This window comes from Acidovorax sp. GW821-FHT09B03, from assembly GCF_059418305.1.
The window spans coordinates 77,483-103,221 of sequence record NZ_JBWKPP010000001.1; the positions used below are offsets into that span (position 1 = coordinate 77,483).

The 25,739-nt window shown below is 68.1% G+C and carries 24 protein-coding genes; 5 read left to right on the top strand and 19 right to left on the bottom strand.

From position 1 onward, the window contains the following. Positions 1-33: 33 nt before the first annotated feature. Together AC07PA_RS00375 and AC07PA_RS00380 are read left to right on the top strand one after the other, a co-directional pair. Positions 34-975 carry an OmpA family protein gene (locus tag AC07PA_RS00375; protein WP_494604033.1) on the top strand — a complete coding sequence of 314 codons (942 nt, stop codon included), beginning with the start codon at positions 34-36 and terminating at the stop codon, positions 973-975. A gap of 366 nt (positions 976-1,341) precedes the next feature. Then, positions 1,342-1,722: a DUF4398 domain-containing protein gene (locus tag AC07PA_RS00380; protein WP_494604031.1), complete on the top strand. Its 381-nt coding sequence runs from the start codon at positions 1,342-1,344 to the stop codon at positions 1,720-1,722. Between the two features lie 39 nt (positions 1,723-1,761). On the opposite strand, the gene AC07PA_RS00385 is transcribed toward AC07PA_RS00380, so the two are convergent. From AC07PA_RS00385 to AC07PA_RS00425, 9 genes are all read right to left on the bottom strand, one after another. Beyond that, complete coding sequence (locus AC07PA_RS00385) at positions 1,762-2,769, bottom strand: aldo/keto reductase (protein ID WP_494604029.1); 1,008 nt, start codon at positions 2,767-2,769, stop codon at positions 1,762-1,764. 76 nt (positions 2,770-2,845) lie between these two features. Further along, positions 2,846-3,805, bottom strand: coding sequence for a Gfo/Idh/MocA family oxidoreductase (locus AC07PA_RS00390; protein WP_007849961.1), 960 nt, complete (start codon positions 3,803-3,805; stop codon positions 2,846-2,848). A gap of 1 nt (position 3,806) precedes the next feature. Beyond that, complete coding sequence (locus AC07PA_RS00395; protein WP_007849959.1) at positions 3,807-4,673, bottom strand: class III extradiol dioxygenase subunit beta; 867 nt, start codon at positions 4,671-4,673, stop codon at positions 3,807-3,809. 2 nt (positions 4,674-4,675) lie between these two features. Then, positions 4,676-5,116, bottom strand: coding sequence for a protocatechuate 4,5-dioxygenase subunit alpha (ligA, locus tag AC07PA_RS00400; RefSeq protein WP_494604026.1), 441 nt, complete (start codon positions 5,114-5,116; stop codon positions 4,676-4,678). A gap of 4 nt (positions 5,117-5,120) precedes the next feature. Then, on the bottom strand, positions 5,121-6,044 hold the full coding sequence (locus AC07PA_RS00405; RefSeq protein WP_007849946.1) for an amidohydrolase family protein: 924 nt from the start codon (positions 6,042-6,044) through the stop codon (positions 5,121-5,123). Positions 6,045-6,068: 24 nt separating this feature from the next. Then, positions 6,069-7,067, bottom strand: coding sequence for a Bug family tripartite tricarboxylate transporter substrate binding protein (locus AC07PA_RS00410; protein WP_494604024.1), 999 nt, complete (start codon positions 7,065-7,067; stop codon positions 6,069-6,071). 94 nt (positions 7,068-7,161) lie between these two features. Then, positions 7,162-7,845: a 4-carboxy-4-hydroxy-2-oxoadipate aldolase/oxaloacetate decarboxylase gene (ligK, locus tag AC07PA_RS00415; protein WP_145693782.1), complete on the bottom strand. Its 684-nt coding sequence runs from the start codon at positions 7,843-7,845 to the stop codon at positions 7,162-7,164. 1 nt (position 7,846) lies between these two features. Beyond that, positions 7,847-8,881, bottom strand: coding sequence for an amidohydrolase family protein (locus AC07PA_RS00420; protein ID WP_494604021.1), 1,035 nt, complete (start codon positions 8,879-8,881; stop codon positions 7,847-7,849). Positions 8,882-8,914: 33 nt separating this feature from the next. Continuing rightward, on the bottom strand, positions 8,915-9,607 hold the full coding sequence (locus tag AC07PA_RS00425) for a substrate-binding domain-containing protein (protein WP_494604019.1): 693 nt from the start codon (positions 9,605-9,607) through the stop codon (positions 8,915-8,917). Positions 9,608-9,747: 140 nt separating this feature from the next. Between AC07PA_RS00425 and AC07PA_RS00430 the strand changes: the two genes are divergently transcribed. Further along, positions 9,748-10,680: a LysR substrate-binding domain-containing protein gene (locus AC07PA_RS00430; RefSeq protein ID WP_007849935.1), complete on the top strand. Its 933-nt coding sequence runs from the start codon at positions 9,748-9,750 to the stop codon at positions 10,678-10,680. On the opposite strand, the gene AC07PA_RS00435 is transcribed toward AC07PA_RS00430, so the two are convergent. From AC07PA_RS00435 to AC07PA_RS00465, 7 genes are all read right to left on the bottom strand, one after another. After that, positions 10,665-11,579, bottom strand: a complete 915-nt coding sequence (locus AC07PA_RS00435; protein WP_494604017.1) for an NAD(P)-dependent oxidoreductase — start codon at positions 11,577-11,579, stop codon at positions 10,665-10,667. The genes AC07PA_RS00430 and AC07PA_RS00435 overlap by 16 nt on opposite strands. A gap of 22 nt (positions 11,580-11,601) precedes the next feature. After that, the gene (locus AC07PA_RS00440; RefSeq protein WP_494604015.1) at positions 11,602-12,327 is read right to left on the bottom strand and encodes an ABC transporter ATP-binding protein; all 726 of its coding nucleotides are present in this window, start codon (positions 12,325-12,327) and stop codon (positions 11,602-11,604) included. Further along, on the bottom strand, positions 12,320-13,105 hold the full coding sequence (locus AC07PA_RS00445; RefSeq protein WP_494604014.1) for an ABC transporter ATP-binding protein: 786 nt from the start codon (positions 13,103-13,105) through the stop codon (positions 12,320-12,322). Before AC07PA_RS00445 ends, AC07PA_RS00440 begins: the two co-directional genes overlap by 8 nt. Further along, positions 13,102-14,070 carry a branched-chain amino acid ABC transporter permease gene (locus AC07PA_RS00450; protein ID WP_494604012.1) on the bottom strand — a complete coding sequence of 323 codons (969 nt, stop codon included), beginning with the start codon at positions 14,068-14,070 and terminating at the stop codon, positions 13,102-13,104. The genes AC07PA_RS00445 and AC07PA_RS00450 overlap by 4 nt, the downstream gene beginning before the upstream one ends. Further along, entirely contained in the window at positions 14,070-14,942 is an 873-nt protein-coding gene (locus tag AC07PA_RS00455) for a branched-chain amino acid ABC transporter permease (protein WP_007849923.1), read from the bottom strand. The genes AC07PA_RS00450 and AC07PA_RS00455 overlap by 1 nt, the downstream gene beginning before the upstream one ends. Positions 14,943-15,136: 194 nt before the next feature. Further along, a complete protein-coding gene (locus AC07PA_RS00460) occupies positions 15,137-16,315 on the bottom strand; it encodes an ABC transporter substrate-binding protein (RefSeq protein ID WP_145693792.1) in 1,179 nt (392 codons plus the stop codon). Between the two features lie 136 nt (positions 16,316-16,451). Continuing rightward, positions 16,452-17,228 (bottom strand): GntR family transcriptional regulator, encoded by a 777-nt coding sequence (locus AC07PA_RS00465; protein WP_494604009.1) that lies wholly within the window; start codon positions 17,226-17,228, stop codon positions 16,452-16,454. Between the two features lie 262 nt (positions 17,229-17,490). Here AC07PA_RS00465 and AC07PA_RS00470 point away from each other — a divergent pair, with 262 nt between their 5' ends. Beyond that, complete coding sequence (locus tag AC07PA_RS00470) at positions 17,491-18,522, top strand: Rieske 2Fe-2S domain-containing protein (protein ID WP_494604007.1); 1,032 nt, start codon at positions 17,491-17,493, stop codon at positions 18,520-18,522. Then, positions 18,519-19,496, top strand: coding sequence for a PDR/VanB family oxidoreductase (locus AC07PA_RS00475; RefSeq protein ID WP_494604005.1), 978 nt, complete (start codon positions 18,519-18,521; stop codon positions 19,494-19,496). Before AC07PA_RS00470 ends, AC07PA_RS00475 begins: the two co-directional genes overlap by 4 nt. Before the next feature lie 5 nt (positions 19,497-19,501). Here the strand turns inward: AC07PA_RS00475 and AC07PA_RS00480 are convergent, their stop codons facing one another. From AC07PA_RS00480 to AC07PA_RS00490, 3 genes are all read right to left on the bottom strand, one after another. Then, on the bottom strand, positions 19,502-19,852 hold the full coding sequence (locus AC07PA_RS00480) for an HPF/RaiA family ribosome-associated protein (RefSeq protein ID WP_494604003.1): 351 nt from the start codon (positions 19,850-19,852) through the stop codon (positions 19,502-19,504). 141 nt (positions 19,853-19,993) lie between these two features. Further along, positions 19,994-21,973 carry a CHASE2 domain-containing protein gene (locus tag AC07PA_RS00485; protein WP_494604001.1) on the bottom strand — a complete coding sequence of 660 codons (1,980 nt, stop codon included), beginning with the start codon at positions 21,971-21,973 and terminating at the stop codon, positions 19,994-19,996. Then, the gene (locus tag AC07PA_RS00490) at positions 21,954-25,568 is read right to left on the bottom strand and encodes a TonB-dependent receptor domain-containing protein (RefSeq protein WP_494603999.1); all 3,615 of its coding nucleotides are present in this window, start codon (positions 25,566-25,568) and stop codon (positions 21,954-21,956) included. The genes AC07PA_RS00485 and AC07PA_RS00490 overlap by 20 nt, the downstream gene beginning before the upstream one ends. Positions 25,569-25,739: the final 171 nt, after the last annotated feature.

A 25,739-nucleotide genomic window follows, 5' to 3' on the forward strand; every position in this document is an offset into this window, starting at 1 on the left:
CGACGACCACCGAATCTTGAAGGAATCCCGACCATGCATCCCATTCTTCGCCGCACTTCCGCCCTCGCCTCCGGCCTGATCGCCGCGGGCCTGCTGGCCGCCTGCGCCAGCACCGCCCCCTCCGTGCCCCTGGAACAGGCGCGCCTGGCCGTCGGCCGCGCCAGTTCCGACCCAGCCGTTGCGCAGTACGCGCCGCTGGAGCTCAAGCAGGCCAGCGATGCGCTGCTGCGCGCCGACCGCCTGTGGGCCGACAAGCACGACGAGTCGGAGACCAGCCACCTGGCCTACATCGCCACGCAGCGTGCCGAGATCGCCAACAACGCGGCACGCGCCCGCATGCTCGATGCGAGCATCCAGAGTGCGAGCACCGAGGCCGACCGCATCCGCCTGGAGGCACGCACCCGCGAGGCCGATGAGGCCCGCCTGCGCGCCGACGCCCAGGCGCGCAATGCGCAAATCGCCCAGGCACAGGCATTGAGCGCCGAACAGCGCGCCGCCCAGCAGCAGGCGCAGGCCAATGCCGCGCTGGCCCAGGCAAGTGCAGCGCAGGACCGCGTGCGCCTGCTGGAGGCCCAGTTGCGCGAGATGGAAGCGCTGCAGACCGAACGCGGCCTGATCGTGACGCTAGGCGACGTGCTGTTTGCCTTCAACAAGGCCGAGCTCTCGCCCCAGGCCGCGCCGCGGCTCGACAAGTTGGCCAGCTTTCTGCAGCAATTCCCCGAGCGCAAGCTGCTGATCGAGGGCTACACCGACAGCGTGGGTTCGGACGCCTACAACCAGGAACTGTCGGCACGCCGGGCCGGCGCCGTGCGCGATGCGCTGGTGGCGCGCAGCGTGGACGCGGGCCGCATCACGGCACGCGGCTATGGCAAGGTCTACCCGGTGGCCGACAACGCCTCGCCCGAGGGCCGGGCCATGAACCGCCGCGTGGAGATCGTGATTGCCGACGACAAGGGCAACCTCAGGGGCCGCTGACGCCACAGCCCTGGGCGGGGTTCCGCCCAGCGATGCCACCAAGACCGCGCCGCTCACGCCGCGCGGTCTTTTGCATTCGCGAACCCCGCAACAGCAGACCGATCGCCTGGCCAGCGCCTTTCCCGAAGAGGTGGATGCATCTAAGTAAGCATTTACCCACATGTAACATTTGGCGCCGTGCCTGGGGCGCATCGGCATGGTGCAGGCGCCGGACGCTGGTAACGGCAATACCCCACCAGGGTAAGCCCCATGCGGGGCGGCACAGGTTTTGCTGTTCAATTTCTGCCACGGGCGGGTCATATGCATCTGTTACATATGGATCCGATGCAGACCACGCCCAAAAGCGTCTTCAAGGAAACAGCCACCATGCATCCCATGCTTCGAAGCACCACCGTTCTCGCCATCAGCGCGATGGCCGTAGGGTTTCTGTCCGCCTGCGCCACCGCGCCGTCCATGGCCCTCGAAAGGGCCCGCACGGCGGTCAGTACCGCCAGCGCCGACCCGGCTGTGGCCCGCCATGCGGCCCTGGAACTGAAGCAGGCCACCGACGCCTTGGCCCAGGCCAACAGCATCTGGAGCAAGACCAGCGACGAGGCGGAAACCAACCACATCGCCTACATGGCAGCCCTGCGTGCAGAGGCCGCCACCAGCGCGGCACGCACGCGCATGCTGGCGACCAACATCCGCGCGGCCAGCTCCGGTACCGACCAGATCAGCCTGCACACCGACACCCAGGCACGCCGCTGATCGCGCCCGCCCTGCCATGGTGCGGGGCGTTGCAACGTCTCAGGCGAATGTCTCGGTGTCCACCTCGCTCGCGCTCTGCGCGCTGTAGCGGGGACCCACGACGTTCTGCTGGTTGATGGCCTGGTCGAGCGCGACCAGCGTCGCTGCGTCGAGCTGCACGCCAGCTGCGCCCAGGTCGTCGTGCAGGTGCTCCACGCTCGTCGTGCCCGGAATCGGGATGATGTGCCCACCCTGGTGCAGCAGCCAGGCCAATGCCAGTTGCGCGGGGCTGCAGCCCACCTGGCGCGCAATCGCGACATACCCCTCCAGCAACGCCAGGTTGGCGGCATAGGCCTCGGGCGCAAACCGCGGCATGGCGCGGCGGATGTCCTTGGCGTCCAGGGTGGAGACATCGGTCAGCCCGCCGCACAGGTAGCCGCGCGCCACCGGGCTGAAGGCCACGAAAGCCACGCCCAGCTCGCGGCAGGCGTCGAGCACCGCGATCTCGGGGTTGCGCGTCCACAGCGAATACTCGGTCTGCACGGCAGCGATGGGGTGCACCGCATGCGCGCGGCGCAGTGTGGCCGCCGATACCTCGGACAGGCCGATGCTGCGGATCTTGCCCGCGCGCACCAGGTCGGCCAGCGCGCCCACGCTATCCTCGATGGGTACCTGCTTGTCCCAACGGTGCAGGTAGTACAGGTCGATCACATCGGTCTGCAGGCGGCGCAGGCTGTCCTCGCAGGTCTGGCGCAGGGTGGCGGGGCGGCCATCGATCACGCGCACCAGCTTGCCGTCGCCGGCCACGTCCACGCCCTGCATGCCGCATTTGCTGGCCAGGGTGAAGCGCTGGCGGTGCGGCTTCATCACCCGGCCCACCAAGGTTTCGTTGGCGCCGAAGCCGTAGAGCGTGGCCGTATCGAACAGGGTCACGCCCGCGTCGAGCGCGGCCAGCAGCACCCGCTCGCCCTGCTCGGGCGAGACCGGTGCGCCGTAGGCGTGGCTCAGGTTCATGCACCCCAGGCCAATGGCGCTGACGTCGAAGGGGCCGAGTTTGCGTGTCTGCATGCTGGTCATTGCTCCATGAAAAACGCCCACAGCGTACAGGCTGCGGGCGCTGTTGAATCGAACGAAGGAATCGCTGTTATTGAAGCTGCTGCTCCAGGTCGTGCAGCACCTGGTAGCAGGCCAGCACCTGGGCCACGCTGGAGTTGGGCTCGCGGCCCTCGCGGATGGCAGCGAAGAACTCGCGGTCCTGCAGCTCGATGCCGTTCATCGACACGTCCACCTGGCTCACGTCGATCTTCTCCTCCTTGCCGTTGACCAGGTCGTCGTAGCGCGCGATGTAGGTGCCCGTGTCGCCGATGTAGCGGAAGAAGGTGCCCAGCGGGCCATCGTTGTTGAACGACAGCGACAGCGTGCAGATCGCGCCATTGGCGGCCTTGAGCTGGATGCTCATGTCCATGGCAATGCCCAGCGCAGGGTGGATGGGGCCCTGCACGGCATTGGCCTTCACGATGGGGCTGCCCGCCTGGTAGGCGAACAGGTCCACGGTGTGGGCAGCGTGGTGCCACAGCAGGTGGTCGGTCCAGCTGCGCGGCTGGCCCAGGGCGTTCATGTTGGTGCGGCGAAAGAAGTAGGTCTGCACGTCCATCTGCTGGATGTTGAACTCACCCGCCTGGATCTTCTTGTGCACGTACTGGTGGCTGGGGTTGAAGCGGCGCGTGTGGCCGCACATGGCGACTAGGCCGGTTTGCTTCTGCAACGCCACGACCTCCTGTGCACCCTTCAAGCTGTCGGCCAGCGGGATCTCGACCTGCACGTGCTTGCCGGCCTTCATGCAGGCGATGCTCTGCTCGGCATGCATCTGCGTGGGCGTGCACAGGATCACGGCGTCCACCTCGGGCAGGGCCAGGCTGTCGGCCAGGTCGGTGGTGACATGACCGATGCCGTACTTGGCGGCGACTTCCTTCGTCTTGTCCAGGTCGCGGCTGACCAGCGAGACGACCTCCACGCCGTCGATGTTCTTGATGCCGTCCAGGTGCTTGATGCCGAAGGCACCGGCGCCCGCGAGGGCGACCTTGATGGTCTTGTTCGTAGTCATGTCAGGAGTTCTCCAGGATCAAATGGCCCACGGCCGTGTTGGACGCAGGCACATGGTAGAAGCGGTGCGCGACCTTGGGCGGCTTGCCGCCAGCCACGTCGGCCATGGCGCCACGCGCGATCAGCCACATCACGAGCTCGATGCCCTCGCTGCCCGCCTCGCGCACATAGTCGATGTGCGGGATGCTGGCAGCGGCCTCGGGGTCGCTGATGAGCTTGTCGAGGAAGTCGTTGTCGAAGTCCTTGTTGATCAGGCCCGCACGCGGACCCTGCAGTTGGTGGCTCATGCCGCCCGTGCCCCAGATGTGCACGTTGAGGTCTTCGTCGTAGCTCTCGATGGCCTTGCGGATCGCCTGGCCCAGGTTGTAGCAGCGCCGGCCGCTGGGCACGGGGTACTGCACCACGTTGACCGCGAACGGAATCACCGGACAGGGCCAGGCGCCGGCCACGGGGTCGGGCTGGCCGCACATCAGCGACAGCGGCACCGTGAGGCCGTGGTCCACGTCCATGCGGTTGACGATGGTCAGGTCGAAGTCCTGCTGGATCACCGACTGCGCGATGTGCGAAGCGAGATCGGGATGGCCGATGACCTTGGGCACGGGGCGCGGGCCCCAGCCCTCGTCGGCCGGCAGGTACTCGGCCGCCGTGCCGATGGCAAAGGTCGGGATCATCTCCAGGCTGAAGGCCGTGGCATGGTCGTTGTAGACCAGGAAGACCACGTCCGGCTTGTTGTCCTTCATCCATTGCTTGGAGAAGTCGTAGCCCGCGAACAGCGGCTTCCAGTAGTCCTCCTGGGTCTTGCCCAGGTCGAGCGCCGCGCCGATGGCCGGCACGTGCGAGGTGAAGACGGAGGCGGTGATGCGCGCCATGTTCAGGTTCCTTTCTTTCCCGCAGCGCCCTGCGGCTGGCGGTGCGCCTGGGCATCGCCGTCTTCGCCGATGACGCGGTTGCCTTCGGCCGAGCGGCCGCCGCCGACCATCATGGCGCGGTATTCGTCCTCGGTCATACCGGTCATGGAGCCGGCCATCTGCTGGAAGCTCTTGCCGTCCGTGGCACCGATCTTGGCCAGGAAGTAGATGTTGCCGCCCAGGCGGATGCACCAGTTGAGGTCGCGCGCGAGCACGGCCTGTTTCTGCTCTTCGGTCATCGCCCAACCGTCAAGGTAGGCGCGCTCGTCCGCCTTGAAGCGGGCGCGGTTCTCGGCCTTCATGAGGCTCATGCAGAACTGGTTGAGCCAGTAGCCCTTGCGGCTCTGCTCTGCGTCGAAGATGGTCGTGCCGGGCACGTCCAGGTAGGGTTTGTCGAGGGACATGGCTTCAGCCTTTCACTTCCTCAGGCCAGTAGAGGCGCATGGGATTGTCCACCAGCAATTGGCGCTGCAGCTCGGGCGTCGTCGCAATGTGCGGGATGAAGTCCACCAGCAGGCCATCGTCGGGCATGTGGTCCTTGAGGTTGGGGTGCGGCCAGTCGGTGCCCCAGAGCACGCGCTCGGGAAACTCCTCGACCACGCGGCGCGCAAACGGCACCACGTCGCGGTAGGCCGCCTGCTCGCCGTCGAGCGCCTTGGGCCCGGCCACGCTCAGGCGCTCGGGGCAACTGACCTTGCTCCACACATTGGGGTGCTGGCGCATGAATTTCAGGAACAGCTCGAACTCGGGGCCATCGACGGGCTTGGTCACATCGGGCCGGCCCATGTGGTCCACCACGATGGTCGTGGGCAGTGCGGTGAAGAAGTCCCACAGCTCGGGCAGGTCCACGGCCTCGAAGTAGATCACCACATGCCAGCCGAGCTTGGCAATGCGCGCAGCGATCTCCAGCAGCTCGTCCTTGGGCGTGAAGTCCACCAGGCGCTTGACGAAGTTGAAGCGCACGCCGCGCACGCCGGCGTCGTGCATGGCCTGCAGTTCCTCGTCGGTCACCGAACGGCGCACGGTGGCGACGCCGCGCGCCTTGCCGCCCGAGTGCACCAGCGCATCGACCATGGCGCGGTTGTCCGCGCCGTGGCAGGTGGCCTGCACCACCACGTTGCGCGCAAAGCCCAGGTGGTCGCGCAGCGCATAGAGCTGCGCCTTGCTCGCATCGCAGGGCGTGTACTTGCGCTCGGGTGCGTAGGGGAACTCGGCACCGGGGCCGAACACATGGCAGTGCGCGTCCACGGCGCCCGCAGGCACCTGGAAGCGCGGCTTGCTCGGGCCGGCGTACCAGTCGAGCCAGCCGGGGGTCTTGGTGAATTCGCTCATGCTGCGTACTCCTTGTCTGGCCGCTCAGTCCAGCGAGACGTTGGCCTTCTTGATCACGTCGCCAAAGCGCTGGCTCTCGTCCTTCACGAACTGCGAGAACTGGGGACGCGTGGTGGGGAACTGCTCGTAGCCGAAGGTCTTGAACTTCTCGGCCACATCGGCACCCGTCAGGGCCTGCTCGATGTCGCGCTTGATCTTGTCGGTGACGGCAGCGGGCAGGCCGGGCGGCACGGCGATGGCGTTCCAGCCCGTGACGGTGAAGTCCTTGGGGCCACCGGCTTCGACCACGGTGGGCACGTCCGGGAATTCGGCCGAACGCTGCGGGCCGGCAAAGGCCAGCAGGCGCAGCTTGCCGGCGCGGTACAGCGGGCCGGCCGTGGCGGCGCTGCCCAGCGCGAAGTCGATGTCGCCCGTGGCGACCGAGGTGTAGAGCTGCGTGGTCTCCTTGAAGATCACATGCTCCATCTGCGTTCCCGTGGCCGATTCGAACAGCTCCGAGCCCAGGTGCACGGGATTGCCCACCGACCAGGAGCCGTAGTTGAGCTTGCCCGGGCGGGCCTTGGCATCGGCCACGATGTCGCCCACGGTCTTGTACTTGCTGCCCGTGCCCACGGTGAAGAAGAAGTGCGTCTTGAACAGCGGCAGCAGGGTGTCGAAGTCCTTGGCGGCGTCGTAGGGCAGCTTCTTGAACAGGCTGGGGTAGGCGGCCAGGTGCACGTTGTCGAGCACGATCAGGTCGTGCCCATCCTTGGCACCGCGCTTGAAAGCGTCGATGGCGATGAAGCCGTTGCCACCAGGGCGGTTCTCGACCACCACCGGCTGGTTCCAGGCGCGGCCGAGCTTCTCGGCCACGATGCGTGCCACGCCGTCCGGGCCACCGCCTACCGGGAAGGGCGTGATGATGCGCACCGCCTTGGTCGGGAACTGCTGGGCGGCGGCGAACTGCGGCGCCAGGCCGGCCGCGGCGGCCATGCCCAGGGCGAGGGCGGCACGGCGGGAGAAGGAGGAGGAAAGCAGGCTCATGGTGTGTCTCAGGGAAGTTGTCGGGATGCGCCGCACACGGCGGCAGAGACACCGCCTGCCGGACAGGCGGTGCCGATGGGTTGTCGAGGACGGGTCAGTCGATGTACTTGAGCCCGGCCTTTTCGAGCCCGGGACGCATGTTGTACATGTCCAGGCCGAGCACGCCGGAGGCGAGCTTGGCGCGCTTCTCGCCCTCGAAGCTTTCGCGCTTGCGCGCGGCTTCGAGCGTCTCGGCGGCGCGCGCAGCGGGCACGCAGACCACGCCATCGTCGTCGGCCACGATCACGTCGCCCGGCGTGACCCACATGCCGGCACAGACCACGGGAATGTTCACCGAGCCCAGCGTGGCCTTGATCGTGCCCTTGCTCGAGATGGCGCGGCTCCACACGGGGAAGTTCATCTCCTGCAGCGTCTTCACGTCGCGCACGCCGGCATCGATGATCAGGGCCCGCGCACCGCGCGACTGGAACGAGGTGGCCAGCAGGTCGCCGAAGTAGCCATCGGTGCATTCGGAGGTGACGGCCGCCACAACCACGTCGCCGGGCTGGATCTGCTCGGCCGCCACATGCATCATCCAGTTGTCACCGGGCTGCAGCAGCACCGTGACCGCCGTGCCCGAGACCTGCTGGCCCGAATAGATGGGGCGCATGTAGGGCTTGAGCAGGCCCACGCGGCCCATGGCCTCGTGCACCGTGGCCGAGCCCAGCGCGGCCAGGCCGTCGGCGGCTGCGCGATCGGCGCGCGCGATGTTGCGGTAGACAACGCCTAGTTCGTACATGTCAGAGCCCCTTTGCCTTCAGGCGTGAATCGAGTCGGGAGAACACGCGGCGCACATTGCCTTCGTAGATCTGGTGCTTGTCGTCGCCACTCAGGATCTTCGACGCCTCGATGTAGCGCTTGGTGTCGTCGTAGTAATTGCCGGTGGTGGGGTCGATGCCGCGCACGGCGCCGATCATTTCCGAGGCGAACAGCACGTTCTTCACCGGGATCACGGTGTTCAGCAGGTCGATGCCCGGCTGGTGGTACACGCAGGTGTCGAAGAAGATGTTGTTCAGCAGGTGGTCTTCGAGCAGCGGCTTCTTCATCTCCTGCGCCAGGCCGCGGAAACGGCCCCAGTGGTAGGGCACGGCACCGCCGCCGTGCGGGATCAGGAACTTGAGCGTGGGGAAGTCCTTGAACAGGTCGCCCTGGATGCACTGCATGAAGGCCGTGGTGTCGGCGTTCAGGTAGTGCGCGCCCGTGGTGTGGAAGCACGCATTGCAGCTGGTGCTCACGTGGATCATCGCGGGCAGGTCGTACTCCACCATCTTTTCGTAGATGGGGTACCAGTGGCGGTCGGTCAGCGGCGGGCTGGTCCAGTGGCCGCCCGAAGGATCGGGGTTCAGGTTGATGCCCACGGCGCCGTATTCCTTGACGCACTTTTCCAGCTCGGGGATGCAGGTCGCGGGGTCCACGCCGGGGCTTTGCGGCAGCATGGCCACAGGCACGAAGTGCTCGGGGAACAGCGTGGAGACGCGGTGGCACAGCTCGTTGCAGATGGCCGCCCAGGTGCTGGAGACATTGAAGTCACCGATGTGGTGGGCCATGAAGCTCGCGCGTGGCGAGAACAGGGTGATGTCGCTGCCGCGCTCCTTCATCAGGCGCAACTGGTTGCTCTCGATGGACTCGCGCAGCTCGTCATCGCTGATCGAGAGATCGGCGACCTTGGGCATGGCAGCCGGGTCCTGGATGCCCGCGATCTGCTGGTTGCGCCAGTTCTCCAGCGCCTTGGGTGCCGTGGTGTAGTGGCCATGGCAGTCGATGATGAGGCTCATTGCGTTGTGCTCCTTGGATCTTGGTGTTCGGGTTCAGGCTGGGTCCATGCCCTGGCGCTGCTTCGCCTCTGCGGCCGCAGGGGAGGCCAGGAAATCGAGCAGGGCCTTGGCCGCCTCGGGCTGCTGGCTGGCGGTGCTCACGCCAGCTGAAAAGATGGTGGTGATCTGGATCGCTGGCGGCAGCGGGCCCACGATGGTGATGCCCTCCACATTCAACAACTCGCTCAGCTGCTGGAAACCGAGTTCCACGTCGCCGCGTGCAATCAGCGAGCCCACGGGCACGCCGGGCGGAGCCTGCACCATGCGGCCCGCCACCTCGTCGGCGATGCCCCAGCGCTCGAACAGTTTCGCCAGCGCCACGCCACTCGGGCCGGTGGAGTAGCTGATGCTGCGCGCGGCGAGCACAGCGCTGCGCACCGCCTCTTCCGAGCCGATGTCGGGCAGCGCTGCACCAGTGCGCACCGCAACGGCCACGCCGGAGCGCACCCAGTCGGTCTTGCTCGCGGCGTCGATGGCACCGGCGGCGATGAGCTTGTCGATGGCGTCGGAGGCCAGCACCACCACGTCGAAGGCCTCGCCAGCCTGCACGCGCTTGGCGGCATCCACGCCGCCCACGGCTTCGATGACCGCGCGCTGGCCGGTCTGCTGCTCGTAGGCGGCCAGCAGTTCGGCCAGCACCTGGCGCGTGGCCATGGACGAGATTCCACGAAGGGTGGGCGCACTCATGGGAAGGTGGCAGTCGCTGTATACATGCCGCCGATTGTGGGCAGGGCCGGGCCCGACATAAAGCCGGCAGGGGCACTACCAGATATATCATTCTTGTATTGTCGAATTCGAGCTATTGCAAATAGCAGAGAGCACACCCCATGGACCTCAAGCAGATCGAGTACTTTGTGCGCGTGGCCGAACTGGGCAGCTTCACCCGCGCCTCGGTGGTGCTGGACATCGCCCAGCCGGCCCTGAGCCGCCAGGTGCGCCTGCTGGAGGTGGAGCTGCGCCAGAACCTGCTGGTGCGCAATGGCCGGGGCGCGATACCGACCGAGGCCGGCAAGCTGCTGCTGGAGCATGGCCGCGGCATCCTGCACCAGGTGGAGCGCGCGCGCGAGGAGCTTGGGCGCGTGCGCGGGGCGCTGGCCGGGCGCGTGGCCATCGGCCTGCCACCCACCATGGCCAAGGTGCTCACGGTGCCGCTCACGCGCGCCTTCCGCGTGCAGATGCCCGATGCGGCCCTGGCCATCAGCGAAGGGCTCACGGTGGCCATGCGCGAATCGCTGACCACCGGGCTGCTGGACATCGCCTTGCTCTACAACACGCCCGCCTCGCCGGGCATCGAGATCACGCCGCTGCTGGAGGAAGACCTGTTCCTGGTGCAGCGCCGCCCCGTGGGCCAGAGCGATGCCGACACCGACGCGCAGGCGCAGGAACCGGTGGCGCTCGAGGCGCTCACGCGCTTCGCCTTGGTGATCCCCACGCGGCCCAACTCCATCCGCATGCTGGTGGAGTCGGAACTGGCGGCCCTCGGCCTGCGCCCGCAGATCAGCCTGGAGATCGACGGCGTGGCCGCCATCTTGGACCTGGTGGCCGATGGCGCGGGCAGCGCCGTGCTGCCCATGAACGCGGTCACCACCTCGGGCCGGCCCGAGGTGTTCAGCACCCGGCCCATCGGCCAGGCGGGCGAGCCCCGGCTGCGCAGCAAGCTGTCGATGGCCGTGAGCTCGCAGCGCCCGGCCACGCTCACGCAACAGGCCATGGCGGAGCTGATCCGCACGACCCTGCAGACCATCTACAAGTCGCCCTGATCCTTCGCCAGATGCGCCAGCAGCCGGTCGGCGTAGTCCTGCCACGGCGCATCCTTGGGCAAGCCGGCGAACACGCCTTCGCGCGCCATGGCCGCTACGGCCGCCTGCTTGTGCGCAATGGCGCTGGCCATCAGCGGCTCCACTCCAGCCTCGCGCACGGTGCGCGCAGCCTCGTGCATCTCTTCGGAGCGGCGCTGGCCGTGCTGCACCACGCGGCTGAAGAAGTAGCTGCCCTGCTTTGCCCAGTCGATGGAGGGGAAGGTCTCGGCCAGGGTGGGCAGCACATGCGCCTCCACACCGTACTGGCGCGCGGTGGCATAGCTTTCGATCACCAGGGCCTCGAGCCCCTTGATCATCACGCTGCGGCACATCTTGATGGCGCTAGCCACGCCCAGCTCCTCGCTGACGGGCGTGGCGTCCATGCCCCAGCCCTGCAGCACGGCAGCCAGGGCCTGCGCCTGGGCGCCCCCGAGCAGCATGGGCACACGGATGCCGTAGGGCGGCACCGAGGTCATGACGCCCGCCTCCACGTAGTGCGCGCCACGCGCCTCGATCAGCGCAGCAGCCTGCTGCTTGGTGCCGGGCGAAGCGGAGTTGAGGTCGAGGAACAGCGTGCCGGGGCGGATGTGGGCAGCCACCTCCTGGGCCACCTCCAACGTGTGCGAGGCAGTGACGGCGGAGATGACGAGGTCACTGGCCGCGCACAGCGCCGCCGCCGAGGCATGGGCGGTGATGCCGTGCTGCGCGGCATGCGCCAGCTCGGCGTCGCGCGTGGCGCCCTGCGCGAACTTCAGGTCCCATGCGCCGACACCGGTGACGCCGGGCTGCGGCTGCAGCCCCAGGGCAAAGGTCTTGCCGACTTCACCGTAGCCGATCAGGCCGATGTGCTGCATGGTCATGGTGGAGTTTCCAGTCTGCGGCCTACCGGGCCACGCCCAGCAGCCGGTCCAGCAACTCGGGCTGCGCACCGAGATCGGCGGCCGTGCCGGTGTGCACCACCGTGCCCCGGTCCAGCACCGCGGCGTGGTCCGAGATCGCCAGGATGGCCTGCGGGTGCTGCTCGACGATGATGGCCGAGAGCCCCTCTTCGCGCGTGATGCGGCGGATGGCGCGCAGCAGCTCCTCGACGATGATGGGGGCAAGGCCTTCGAGCGGCTCGTCGAGCAGCAGCAAGCGCGGGTTGAGCACCAGTGCGCGGCCCACGGCCAGCATCTGCTGCTCGCCGCCGGACAGCTGCGTGCCCAGGTTGGTCTTGCGCTCGGCCAGGCGCGGGAACATCGCGTAGACCTTGTCAGGCGTCCACGGTGCTGCCGTGGCGCCCTTGCGGCCGGGCCGCGCCACCGCGGTCAGGTTCTCGTGCACGGTGAGCGACTTGAAGATGTTGCGCTCCTGCGGCACCCAGCCAATGCCGGCGGCCGCGCGCTCGTGTGCAGGCAGGCGGTGCAGCGCCATCCCACCCAGCGCCACCGTGCCCGCATGCTGGCGCGTGGCGCCCGCCAGGGTGTTGATCAGCGTGGTCTTGCCCGTGCCATTGCGGCCCAGCAGGGCCAGGGTCTCGCCCTCGGCCAGCGACAGGGACACGCCCTGCAGCACCACTGCTTCGCCGTAGCCAGCGCTCAGGCCCTCGATCTTCAGCAGCTCAGACATGCGCGCCCTCCCCATGCCCCAGGTACACGGCCTTGACCTGCGGGTCGTTGGCGATGGTGTCGGGGTCGCCTTCGGTGAGCACGGTGCCGTTGACCAGCACCGTCATGCGCTTGGCAAAGCTGAAAACCAGGTCCATATCGTGTTCGATCAACAGCACCGAGACATCGGCGGGCAGAGCCGCCACGGTCTGCAGCAGTTCTTCGCGCTCGCCCGCGGGCACGCCGGCCACGGGCTCGTCGAGCAGCAGCACGCGCGGCTCGCAGGCCAGGGCGATGGCGATCTCCAGCAGGCGGCGCTTGCCATAGGCCAGCACGCGCGTGGGCTCGGCCATCACGGCCGTGAGGTGGAATTGTTCGAGCAGTTGCTCGCAGCGCTCGTTCACCGCGCTGCGCGCGCCGAGCTTCTGCCACCACTTGCCGCCCAGGCCCTGCTTTTGCGAGACGGTGAGCGCCAGCGTTTCCAGCGGCGTGAGCGAATCGAACAGCTGGTTGATCTGGAAGGTGCGCACCATGCCGCGCTGCACCCGCTGGTGCGGTGCCAGGCGCGTGATGTCCCGGCCTTCGAGCACGATGGAGCCCTCGGTAGGCTCCAGCACGCCGGTCAGCAGGTTGATGAGTGTGGTCTTGCCGGCCCCGTTGGGGCCGATCAGCGCATGGCGCGCGCCCTGGCGCAGGTTCAGCGTGACGTTGTTGGTGGCGGTGATGCCGCCAAAGCGCTTGACCAGGCCCTGCGCGGCCAGCACGACGGGAGCGTCGTTGTGGACTGCGGTGGTGTTCATGCCTTACGCCCTCCGAACCAGGTCCAGGGGCGGATCAGGCGCTCGCGGCCCACCAGCACCAGCACCACCAGGAACAGGCCGATCCAGAAGGTCCAGTACTGCGGCGTCACGGCCGAGATCACGTCCTGCAGCAGCTTGAAGCCGATGGCGCCGACCACGCCGCCGTAGAGCCAGCCCACGCCGCCGATCACCAGGATCAGCATCACGTCGGCCGAGCGGTGGAACTCGAACAGGTCCAGCGAGGCAAAGCCCGTGGTCTGCGTGAGCAGCGCGCCCGCGGCCCCGGCCAGCGCGGCGGCCAGCGTATAGACCTGGGCCAGCTTGGCCGTCACCGGGATGCCGATGGCCATGGCACGCAGCCGGTTGTCGCGGATGGCCTTGAGCGTGGCGCCAAAGGGCGACTGCACGACGCGCCGTGCCAGCAGGAACAGCACCAGCAGCACGCTCATCGAGTACCAGGCCGCCGTGCGCCCGAACAGGTCGAACTCGAACCTGCCGAGCACCGGGCCCATGACCACGCCCTGCAGCCCGTCGGCACCGCCGGTCAGCCAGTCGAGCTTGTTGGCCAGCTCCAGCATGATCAGGCCGACACCCAGCGTGACCATGAGGCGCGTGAGATCCGTGCCGCGCATGACGGTGAACGAGGCCACCGCGCCCAGCACCGTGGCGGCGGCGATGCCCACGGCCAGGCCCACCAGCGGGTCGGGCATCACATGCTTGGCGAACAGGGCTGCCGCATAGCCGCCCATGCCGAAGAAGGCCGCATGGCCGAGCGAGACGATGCCGGTGTAACCCAGGATCAGGTCCAGCGAAATCGCGAACAGCGCCACGATGGCGATCTCGTTGATGATCAGCGCATGGCTGGGCAGAGCCGCCGGCGCGGCAAAGGCCAGCAACCAGAGCAGGGGCTCCCAGGGCCGCATGCGGCGGGCCTGGAGCAGCACATTGGGTCGGGACGCGTCCATCACTTGCCCCCCTTGCGCACGAACAGGCCCTGGGGCCGCCAGATCAGGATCAGGATCATGAGGCTATAGACGATGAAGGCCCCGAGCTTGGGGATGTAGTACTTGCCCGCCACGTCGGCAATGCCGAGCAGCAGCGCGGCCAGCAGCGGCCCGGTGATGGACGAGGTGCCACCCACGGCCACCACGATCAGGAAATAGATCATGAACTTGAGCGGAAAGCTCGGGTCGAGCCCCAGCACCTCGGCCCCGAGCGCGCCACCCAGGCCTGCCAGGCCCGAGCCGAAGGCGAAGGTGGAGAGGAACACGATGTTCACGTTGATGCCCATGCCGGCGGCGACGCGCTGGTCGTCCACCGAGGCACGCAGCCGGCTGCCGAAGCGCGTGCGCGTGAGCACGTACTGCAGGCCCACGGTGAGGGCCGCGCACACCGCGATGATGAACAGCCGGTAGTGCCCCATGCCCAGCATGAAGGCGCCGCTGCCGATCTCGGTGCGGCCCTTGAGCCAGGCCGGCAGCTGGATGATCTGGCCCGTGGAGCCCACGAAGTAGTCCACCGTGGCCACGGCCATGAACACCAGGCCGATGGAGAACAGCACCTGGTCCAGGTGGGCCTTGTGGTACAGCGGGCGGTACAGCGTGCGCTCGAGCACCGCCCCCAGCAGCGCCGTGCCCACGAAGGCCAGTGGCAGGCACACCAGGAAGGGCACGTTCAGGCGCTGCATGAGCAGCACCGTGATGTACCCGCCCGCCATGGCAAAGGCCCCATGCGCGAGGTTGATGAAGTTCATCAACCCCATGGTCACGGCCAGCCCCACCGCCAGGATGAACAGCAGCATGCCGTAGGCAACGCCGTCGAAAAGAATGGTCAGCATGCAATCACTTCAATAGAAAACAGCACATGCGCGGTGCACCCGCACCACCGGCGTACCCAGGGCACAACCACCCCATCCGCCGAGGCAATCCACTGGCCATCCATACTGGCACGCCACAAACCAGCGCCACCGTGGAACTGGCTTTGCCAGGCCACGGTCCCCCTTAGGGGGATGGCGCGCAGCGCCTCAGGGAGTTACTTGGTTTTTCCGGGATCCTTGACGTCCTTGATGACATCGAATTCCACGTTGTAGAGCTGGCCATTGACGCGCTCGACCTTGCGCAGGTAGACGTTCTGCACGATGTCGCGGGTCTGCGCATCCACGAACACGGGGCCGCGCGGGCTCTCGAAGACCTGGCCCTTCATGGCCGCCAGCAGGGCGTCGCCGCCGCCAGCGCCCTTGGTGGTCTTGAGCGCTTCGTAGATCACGCGCATGCCGTCGTAGCCGCCCACGGCCATGAAGTTGGGGCGCAGGCCCTTGTTGGCCTTCTCGAAGGCCTCGACGAACTTCTTGTTCAACGGCGAGGGATGCGCGGCCGAGTAGTGGTGCGAGGTGACCACGCCCAGGGCGCCGTCGCCCATGTCGTTGAGCTGGTCGTCATCGGTCACGTCGCCGGTGGCGATGAGCTTGATGCCGGCCTTGTCCATGCCACGCTCCAGGAACTGTTTCATCACCGCGGCGCCCGCGCCCGAGGGCACGAACACGAACAGCGCATCGGGCTTGGCGTCGCGCACCTTCTGCAGGAAGGGGGCGAAGTCCGGGTTGCGCAGCGGCACGCGCAGCGCCTCGGTCACCTGGCCGCCGTTGAAGGCCAGGCGCTGGTTGAAGAACTTCTCGGCGTCGATGCCCGGGCCGTAGTCACTCACCAGGGTGACGACCTTCTTGATGCCGTTCTTGGGCGCCCAGTCGGCCAGGGCCACCGACACCTGGGGCAGGGTGAAGCTGGTGCGCACCACGTAGGGGGATGCCTCGGTGATGCTCGACGTGGCCGCCGCCATCACCACCAGCGGGGTCTTGGCCTGTGTGGCCAGTGGCGCCGTGGCCATGGCCGAGGGCGTGATGCCCATGCCGGCGAGCACATTGACCTTGTCGTTCACCACCAGTTCCTGGGCCAGGCGGCGCGTCACGTCGGGCAGGCTGGTGTCGTCCTTGACGATGAGCTGCACCTTCTTGCCACCGACCGTGTCGCCGTTCTGCGCCATGTACAGGCGCGCGGCGGCCTCGATCTGGCGGCCCGTGGTCGCCTGCTGCCCGGTCATGGGCAGGATCAGGCCGATCTTGAAGACATTGTCCTGGGCCATGGCCGGCAGCGCGGCCAGAGTCATCACGGCGGCGGCAGCGGCCGAGGCGCGCAGAAGGTGGCGTTTGTGCATGGTGCTTTGTCTCCTGTGGAAATGTCGTTGTATACAGCGTTGACTGGGCGGAGTCTGTAGGGAGGTGCCAGCTTACACAAGCGGGATTTCAAACTTTTAGATATCGCCGATTGTGATAACTTGCCACAGTTATAGGTCAGGCGCCTTCCCTGATGAGTTGCACCCCGGGCAAACCCTGACCCTGGGACGCCTGCACGGCAGCGAGCAGGTTGCGCCGCGTGATGCGCGAGTGCTCGCGCATGATGGCCTCGGCCCGTGCGCCCTCGCGCCGCTCGATGGCGTCGAGCACCTGCCGGTGCTGGTCCTGCGCCACCACCAGCATGTCGCGCGCAGCGGGTGAATGCGTCTGCACCACCACGAAGGCCGAGGGCGAAGCGAAGGGCAGGCCCTTGACCCGGTCGAGCTCGCGCACGATGACGTCGCTGCCCACCATGCGGCTGAGCAGCTGGTGAAAGCGCGCATTGAGCGCCACGTAGGCCGAAAAACCCTCATCGTCGAGCGAGCGCGGCGCCAGCACGGTGTCGATCTCGTCCAGGCATTGCTCGGTTTCGGCCATCACCTCCGCCGCCACGCCGCGCTCGGCGGCCAGCCGCGCGGCCAGCCCCTCCATGGTGCCGCGCAGTTCGATGGCATCGGCCACGTCGGTTTCCGAGAAGGTGCGCACGGCATAACCGCCACCTTGCAGGCGGTGCAGCAGCCCTTCCTGCTCCAGCCGCATCAGTGCGGCCCGGATGGGGGTGCGCGAGACCCCGAGCATCTCCACCAGCGGCAGCTCGGCAATGCGCGCGCCACCGGCAAGCTCGCCAGCCAGGATCATCTCGCGCAACCGCAGCTGGGCCTTGACCGACTGCGAGGCGCCAGCTTCTGCCGCGTCGCCAAGGGCGGCCAGGGCCTGGGGTTCGGGATGGTTCATGGTCGGTGCGGAGCGGGAGTTCTGGCGTAAGGCTGAATGTATACAGAAATCTGCCAGACCTCCATCCCCTGGCAACCCCTCCCCATATAAAACAACATCTTACGGGATATGCCAACGCGCGATAACTGGTTTATGGCTTTTTTATGTATACAGAAATCGGGCTTTTTCGCACAATCCCCTTGCGAATACAGCGATTCGCAGGCTGCCTGTATACAGGCCTGCGGCGCGACACATCCTTCCCCCACGGAGAGAGACAAGCATCATGTTTCCCAAGAACGCCTGGTACGTCGCCTGCACCCCCGACGAGATTGCCGACAAACCCCTGGGCCGCACCATCTGCGGCGAGAAGATGGTCTTCTACCGCCCGGCGCCCGACCAGGTCGCGGCGCTCGACGACTTCTGCCCCCACCGAGGCGCCCCCCTGTCGCTGGGCAAGGTCTGCGATGGCCAGCTGATGTGCGGCTACCACGGCCTGCGCGTGGGCTGCGATGGCAAGGCCGTCTCGATGCCGGGCCAGCGGGTGCAGGGCTTTCCGCGCACACGCAACTTTCCGGCGGTGGAGCGCTACGGCTTCATCTGGGTCTGGCCCGGCGATGCCGCGCAGGCCGACCCCGCCAAGATCCACCACCTCGCATGGGCCGAGAGCCCCGAGTGGGCCTATGGTGGCGGGCTCTACCACATTGCCTGCGACTACCGGCTGATGGTCGACAACCTGATGGACCTGACGCACGAGACCTATGTGCACTCCAACAGCATCGGCCAGAAGGAAATCGACGAGGTGCCGTGCAAGACGCGCGTCGAAGGCGACGAGGTCATCACCAGCCGCTTCATGGAGAACATCCAGGCGCCCCCGTTCTGGCAGATGGCGCTGCGCATGAACGGCCTGCCTGACGACCAGCCCGTGGACCGCTGGCAGGTCTGCCACTTCACGCCGCCGAGCCACGTGCTGATCGAGGTCGGCGTGGCGCTCGCCGGCCATGGCGGCTACGACGCCCCGGCGGACAAGAAGGCCTCGAGCATCGTGGTCGACTTCATCACGCCCGAGACCGAGACCTCGATCCACTACTTCTGGGGCATGGCGCGCCACTTCAAGCCCGAGGACCCGGCCCTCACCGCGCAGATCCGCGAAGGCCAGGGCAAGATCTTTTCCGAGGACCGCGAGATGCTGGAGCTGCAGCAGCTGAACCTGCTGCGCTACCCCGAGCGCAAGCTGCTCATGCTCAACATCGACGCCGGTGGCGTGCAGTCGCGCAAGGTGATCGATCGCGCCCTGGCCGCGGAGCAGGCGGCATGACGGCCGCCCAGGAAACCCTGCAGGTGCGCGTGGTGCGCAAGCAGGTCGAGGCCGAGGGCATCGCCAGCTTCGAGCTGGCCCGACCCGATGGTGCGCCGCTGCCCGCCTTCAGCGCCGGCTCGCACATCGATGTGCACGTGCCCAGTGGCTCCAGCCAGATAACGCGCCAGTATTCACTGTGCAACAGCGCCAGCGAGCAGCACCGCTACCGCATCGCCGTGCTGCGCGATGCGGCCTCGCGCGGCGGCTCGGCGGGCATGCACGATGCCGTGCACGAGGGTGACATGCTCACCATCAGCACGCCGCGCAACCATTTCGAACTGCACCCGGCGCGGCGCACGCTGCTGCTGGCCGGGGGCATCGGCGTCACGCCGCTGCTGTGCATGGCCGAACGCCTGGCCCACACCGGCGCCGACTTCACCTTGCACTACTGCACGCGCTCAGCGGCGCGCACGGCATTTGCCCAGGAGATCGCAGCGTCGGCCATTGCACCGCACGTGCGGGTCCACACCGACGAGGGCGGGCCCGAGCAGAAGCTCGACCTCATGGCCGTGCTGGCCGACATCACGCCAGACGCACGCCTGTATGTCTGCGGCCCTGCCGGCTTCATCGACCATGTGGTGAACACCGCGAAGAACCTGGGCTGGCCGGCCGACCGCATTCACCTCGAATACTTCGGCGCGCCCGCACAGGACACCTCGGGCGACGGCGCCTTCGAGGTGCGCATTGCCAGCACGGGCAGCACCTACACGATCCCGGCCGACATCTCCATCGTGGATGCGCTGCGCACCCACGGTGTGGACATCATGACCTCATGCGAGCAAGGTGTCTGCGGTACCTGCCTTACGCGCGTGCTCGAAGGCGAGGTGGATCACCGCGACATGTACCTCAGCGACGAGGAGCGGGCGACGAACGAGCAGTGCCTGCCCTGTTGCTCGCGGGCCAAGGGCAAGCTGCTGGTGCTGGACCTTTAAGCGCCCTATTCCGCTTCAGCCGTGCGGATGGTGTCGCGGCCATGGCGGTCCTTGGCACGGCCCAGGTCGGTGTCGAGCGCACGCGCCAGCTTGTCGGTGGCGCCGATGAAGGCATTCGCCATCTTGTCGGCCTCGTCCGTCACGGTCACGGGCTGGCGGCCGGTCACGCGCGCCTCGATGCGGCAGCGCTTGTCCTTGGCGCCCGACTTGCCGGCATCGACATCGGACAGGAACACCTCCAGCCGCGTCACATGGTCCTGGAAGCGGGACAGCCGGGACTTCGCTTCGTCCGTCACCCATTGGGCCAGTGAATCGCTGCCGTTGATGTGGTCGTCGGTGTTGACTTGTACTTGCATGCTGGTGCTCCTTGGGTGGGTCCGGAAGAAAAGGCACTGGCCCTCGCCGCACGCGGCGCGGGACCACGGCCATGCCCCATGGTGGCACCAAAGCCGCTGCAGCGCGAGCCGAGCACGTAAGAACCTGTGAGACACAGGTTCTTACAACTTCTCCAGCGCCACCGCGGTCTGCCAGGGCACGCCCGGAGGCAGCGCCGCCGCCTCGGCCAGCCGGGCCTGCAGGCGCAGCGCGGCCGGGTCGCCGGGGCAACGCTGCAGCAACTGGTCGAGGTGGGCCGCAGCCGCTGTCGCATCGCCGGCCTGGAAGGCGTCCAAGGCCGCCGCGGACAGCATGCAGGCTTCGCTGTCGGCACAGAGAGTGAAGACACGCACCGGCTCGGCCCGGCCCTTGACGATCACCTCGTCGAGCACGCGCACCGGCAGGACGGCCGGCAACTGCCGCGCCGTCGTTTCCGACAGCAGGATGCCCGTGCCGAAGGCCTTGTTCGCGCCCTCCAGCCGCGCCGCGAGGTTCACCGCATCGCCGATCACCGTGTACGAAAAGCGCTGCTGCGAGCCCACGTTGCCCACCACCACCCGCCCCGTGTGCAGGCCGATGCGCATCTGCAGCGGCGGCAGGCCGCGCGCGCGCAGATCGGCCACCAGCGCTTCCATGGCCTGCTGCATGTCCAGGGCCGCATGCACCGCATGCTCGGCGTGCTGCGCATCATCGAGCGGCGCGCCCCAGAAGGCCATCACCGCATCGCCGATGAACTTGTCCACCGTGCCGCCGCTGGCATGGATGATGGGCGTCATGGCGTCGAAGTAGCCCGTGAGCAATTCCACCGTCTGCTCCGCACTGAGCTGTTCCGACAGGGTGGTGAAGTTGGCCAGGTCGGTGAACATGATGGTCACCTCGCGCACCTCGCCGCCCAGGCGCATCAGTTCGGGCTCGGCCACCAGGCGCGCCACCACCTCGGGCGGCACATACTGGGCGAACATGGCCCGGGTCTGCTGCGCCCGTTGGCGCACCGTCGCGTAGATCACCAGGGCGGTGGCACCCGTCAGCCCCAGGGCCGCGGCCATCGGCATCAGCGGCGGCCACCACAGCCGTGCATGGGCGAACAGCAGCCACGAGGCGAGCGCCATCGCCAGCACCAGGGCCGCCATCAGCACGATCGCCCAGCCCGTGTGCAGGCGCCGGCCGGCCAGGATCACCAGCGGCACCATGAGAAGGAGCAGCACGGGAGTCCAGTGCCCTGGCGCGCTGCGCAAGCCATCGCCCGCGAGCAGGTTGTCCACCTGCGTGGCCTGCAGTTCCACGCCGGGAAAGAGGCGGTCCCCTGCGGCAGTGCCGAAGGGCGAATTGAACATGTCGGCACGCCGGCTCTCCAGGTCCGAGGCGCTCAGCGCAGAGCGCCCCACCAGCACGATCTTGCCCTTGAAGAAGCCGGGCGGCAGCAGGCCCGGCTCCAGCGCCTGGTAGTACGAGCGCGTGTCGAAGCTGCCGCGCGGGCCCCGGTAGGCCAGCCACTCGGCGGGCTGCAGCCCTTCTGAGCGCGCGCCGGCCACGCGCCGCGCCAGGAGCATGGCCAGGCTGTCCCCGTCGCCGAAGGCACGGCGCACCACGAAATCGTCGTCGGGCTGCACCAGCGAACTGCCGGCCTGCCCGCCTGCGGCCAGCAGGCGCTGCAGCGGCGGCACATCGGTCCACAGCGTGGCGTTGCCGCTGTCGATCTTTTCGCGCGCCGAGGCCAGCATGACCGGCGCGGCCATGGCCACCGCGCGTTCCAGCGCCGCATCGTCCTCCTCGCTGCCCGGGTCGGCGAACACCACATCCATCCCGATCGCCACGGCACCATCGGCATGCACGCGCTCGATCAGGCGCGCATGCAGGCTGCGCGGAAAAGGCCAGTGCTGCTGCAGCTCCTGGAAGGTCGGCTCGTCGATCGCGAGGATTACGACCGGGAAAGCAGCGCGCTGTGGCGCAGCCCATGCCGTGAGCACGTCGAAGGTCTTGAACTCCAGTGCATGCCAGGGCCGCGTGAACGTGGCAGCCCAGACCAGCAGCAGCACCAGCGCGCTGGCCGCCAGCGCCAGCGCCGTTTCGCGCCAGACGCCCCTAGAAGCGGTAGCGCGCATCGATCACGTACCGGACGGTCTGGCGGGGCGTCCGGTCCCCGAAGAGGTTCAGCACCCCGGCGCCCACCACCCAGTGCTTGTCCTGTGTCTCCCAGTAGCCCACGAGGTCCAGGTTCCAGCCCGGCGGGCGGCGCGTGAGGTTCTGCTTGTCCTCGAAGCGCTCGGACCGGTAGACCGCCCGGGCACTCAGGTACACGCGCTGCGCGCTGGCCCAGGTGGCCCCGATCACGGCCGTGTGGCGCGGGATGTAGGGGATGCGCAGGTCGCGCACCATGCTGTTGCTGGTGCTGTCCAGGTACTGGCTGCTGCTGTGCTGGTACAGGTATTTGGCATAGCCCGACCACTGGCGGCTGAACATGCGGTTGACGCCGGCCCCCAGGGCCTGCAGCGTGCCTTCCTCGAAGCCCGGCGTGCCTTCGAGGACGTCGGTGGTCGAGAGATTGATGAGCTGCGCATTGCGCATCTCCTCCAGGAAAGGCATGCTCGGTGTGCGCAGGTCCACCCCGATCACGCCGGGGTTGCGCACGCGCAGGTGGTCGGCGCGCAGGCTCAGGAAGGTGCGCCCATCGATCTCCATGCCCAGTTGGGCCACCGTTCGGCGATGGCGCCCGCCGGCCTCCACCATGCGGTCCTCGACGGGAATGCCGGCCGTCTCCACGCTGGTGAGGGTGGACGCGCTCAGCGGGCGCAGCCAGTCCTGGTAGGCCATGCGCAGCGTGGTACCTTCCGCCGGGGTGAGCACCACACCCACGCGCGGTGTCACCACCTTTTCCGTGTCGGTGCGCCGGGCCTGGCCCGATTCGCTGACGTCCCGGATCAGCAGGCCCACCGCATTGCCCCCGCGCACCCGATGGCGGATCTGCTGCAGCCCCAGGGCGCCGTCGAGCAACAGGTCGGGCGTGAACTGCTGGCTGCCCGCCAGGGTCAGGCCGGTATAGCGCCGGTCGATCTCATTGACGCCGGCAAACACCAGGATGTCCGGCCGGGCGCCGCTGTCCTGGCGGACCAGGGGGCCGTAGCCGATCACCTCGCTGGACTGCTTTTCGGCCACATGCTCGAGGGCCACGCTCCAGCGCTGCCCGGGTTGCGGGTCCACGCTGTGGCGCAGCTGCAGATCGGTGAGGGCTTTCTCGGGAGAGGCCTTCAGCCCGCCCAGGGCCGCCAGCGGCGGAAAGAGGAACAGGGTGGGAAAGTTGTCGGCGCGGTTGCGCTCCCTGCTGCGCCCGAGCTTGAGCCAGGTTTGCTCCACCGGGCTCCAGCGGTACGACAGCCCGGCCACGCCCAGGCGCGCCCGGTTGTCCGCCGTGGTCTGCCGCACCTCGGAGCCATCGCCCCACAGGTCCAGCCGGTTGCGGCCCTGAAGCGCCACGTCGTACTGGTTGGCGTAGGCGAACAGGTTCAGGCGTTCGCTGGGCTGCAGCCCCAGGCCGACGGTGAGTACGTCGGCACCGATGTCCGCCGTTCCCGAGGGATCGTGGAATGCCGGCACATTGAACACCCCGACGTCGATCGGTGAACGCCTGGCGCGCGCGCTCTGCGCCTTGAGGAACCAGGACACCGGCAAGTGGCTGTTGTCCATGCCGTTGAGCGTGAGCGAGGGCGCGCTCATGCGGTAGAAGTCGCGGTCCAGCAGCAGGCCCAGCGCGCCATGGCTACCCGGGCGCTGCAGCAGCGAGGAATGCAGCTGGCTGGCACCGAAGGCCATGGGGTCGGTCAGAAAGCCCTGGAACAGGGCCGAGTTCTTGGCGAATTCGCCGCGGTAGCGGTCGGCCAGGAACAGGTGGCTGCCGCCCCAGTAGGGCGAAAAGCTCTGTTGCGCCAGCTCCAGCGCCCAGTCCTCCATGCCGAAGAAGGCCAGCGAGGCGCCGAGGTTGGCGCTGCCCTTCTGGTCGTTGGCGACCTGGTTGAGCGACTTGAGGTAGGGCATGCGCTGCACGGCCGCTCGGGCGGAATCGACGGCATCGCCGGGCTGGAACAGGTCGGTCTGGATCTGCGCCAGCAGCAGGTAGGGCAAGGGATCCTTGTCGTCGAGGGCACTGGCCTGGCGCAGCGTGGCAAGCGCATCGGGCGTGCGCCCGAGCTGGTAGTAGGCCACCGCCGTCCAGACCTTGGCGCGCGCATAGCGCGGCTCCATCACGCCGGCACGCAGGAAGTCATCGAGCGCGGCCTGCGTCTGGCCGCGCTTGAGGTGCATCAGCCCCTGGCCGGTCAGCGCGACATAGTCGGCCGGGTTATCGCGCAGCGCGGTCCCGAACGCCAGGCCCGCCTCGGTGAACTGGTTGACGAAGGTCGCCAGCGTGCCCCGTTCACCCTGCGCCCCCGGCGCCTGCGCATCCAGTGCCAGTGCCTGGCCCAGCGCCTTGCGCGCGGGGTCGGTCTCCTCGCGTTCCACATGCGCGCTGCCCAACCCTTGCCAGGTCCGTGCGTCGCCTGGCATGTGTACCGTGGCCTCGGTGTAGGCCGCAATGGCCGCCGGCCCATCGCCCTGGCGCCGGGCCAGTTCGGCGCGCACCAGCGCCAGGCTGGCATCGCCCGTGCCGGCGCCCGCCAGCGTGGCCTGGGCTTCGTCCACCCGGTCGGTGAGCAGTTGCACGCGCGCCAGTTGGGCCACCAGGGCGGGATGCGCGGGCCAGTGCCGAGCCAGCGCCGTGCGCAGGGTGCTCACGGCGGCGGGTCCATCGCCGTCAAGCAGTTGCAGGTCCGATTGCATGAGCCAGGCGACGAGCACAGGCGCCTGGCCCGCACCATCGACCTGGCGCGCCAGCTGGCTGCGCGCAGCCTGCAGGTCGCCCGCCTGCAGTGCCACGGCGGATTCCATCGCGGCGGCCCAGCCTGCCGACACCTGGCTGCGGACCTGCGCCAGCGCCCCGGAGGCTGCGGCGACGTCGCGCCGGGCCAGTGCCTTGCGCACCGGCTCCAGCGCGGCGGGAATGCCCCCATCGGTCGCACCCTGCGCAGCCAGCGAGGGCAACGCGTCGGCGCGCAGCGCATTCACCCACTGGATGCGGTCACGTGGCTGACTCAGCACCATCTTCACCGGTGCCTGGCCCACATCGGCGTAGGCAGCCTCGTTGGCCGCCACCGACACCTGCCCCTGTGCATTGCCGAACTCCACCGTGCCCGAGAGCACGGTGATCAGCGTGCGCCCATCGCCAGCGACCTCGATGTCCCAGTCCGTGCCGCGGATCGCGGCCGTGGCGGCGGGCGTCTCCAGCGTGAGGCGGCTGCCGTCGGCGCGGCGCGTCTGCGTCCAGGCCCGGCCGGCGCTGAGCATCAGCGTGGTCATCGGCTGCGCGGTCGTGGCCACGGCCTTGACCTGCAGCACGGTGTTCTGGTGCAGGCGCAACTGGGTGTCGTCGGCAAACAGCAGGGCCATGCGCGCCGCTTCGCGCGTGCGCACGAAGTCACCGGCCGCCAGCGCCTGGGCCTGGCGCGCCGGCTTCCAGTCCGGCGTGGCCGCGGCGCGCTGCTCGCCCGGGCCCTGCAGGCCCACGATCTCGGCCGCCGCGCCCGGGGGCACGGCGGCATGGCTGGGTGGCCAGGCCAGGGCCAGGAGCGCGGCCAACGCGGAAAGGTGCATCGTGGGATGGCGCATGGGTGCCTTGTTGTTTGGGGTGGACGAGCAGCGCAGGCCGCAGGTCACACCCGGTTACCAAATTATCGGAAACGGGGCTGGTCGCAGCGCAAGGCGCGCAGCCGGCAAATCGCCATTTCATGAAGAAAGCCACATTTCATAGCACCGCGTGGCGCAGGCAGGGGCGTGCAC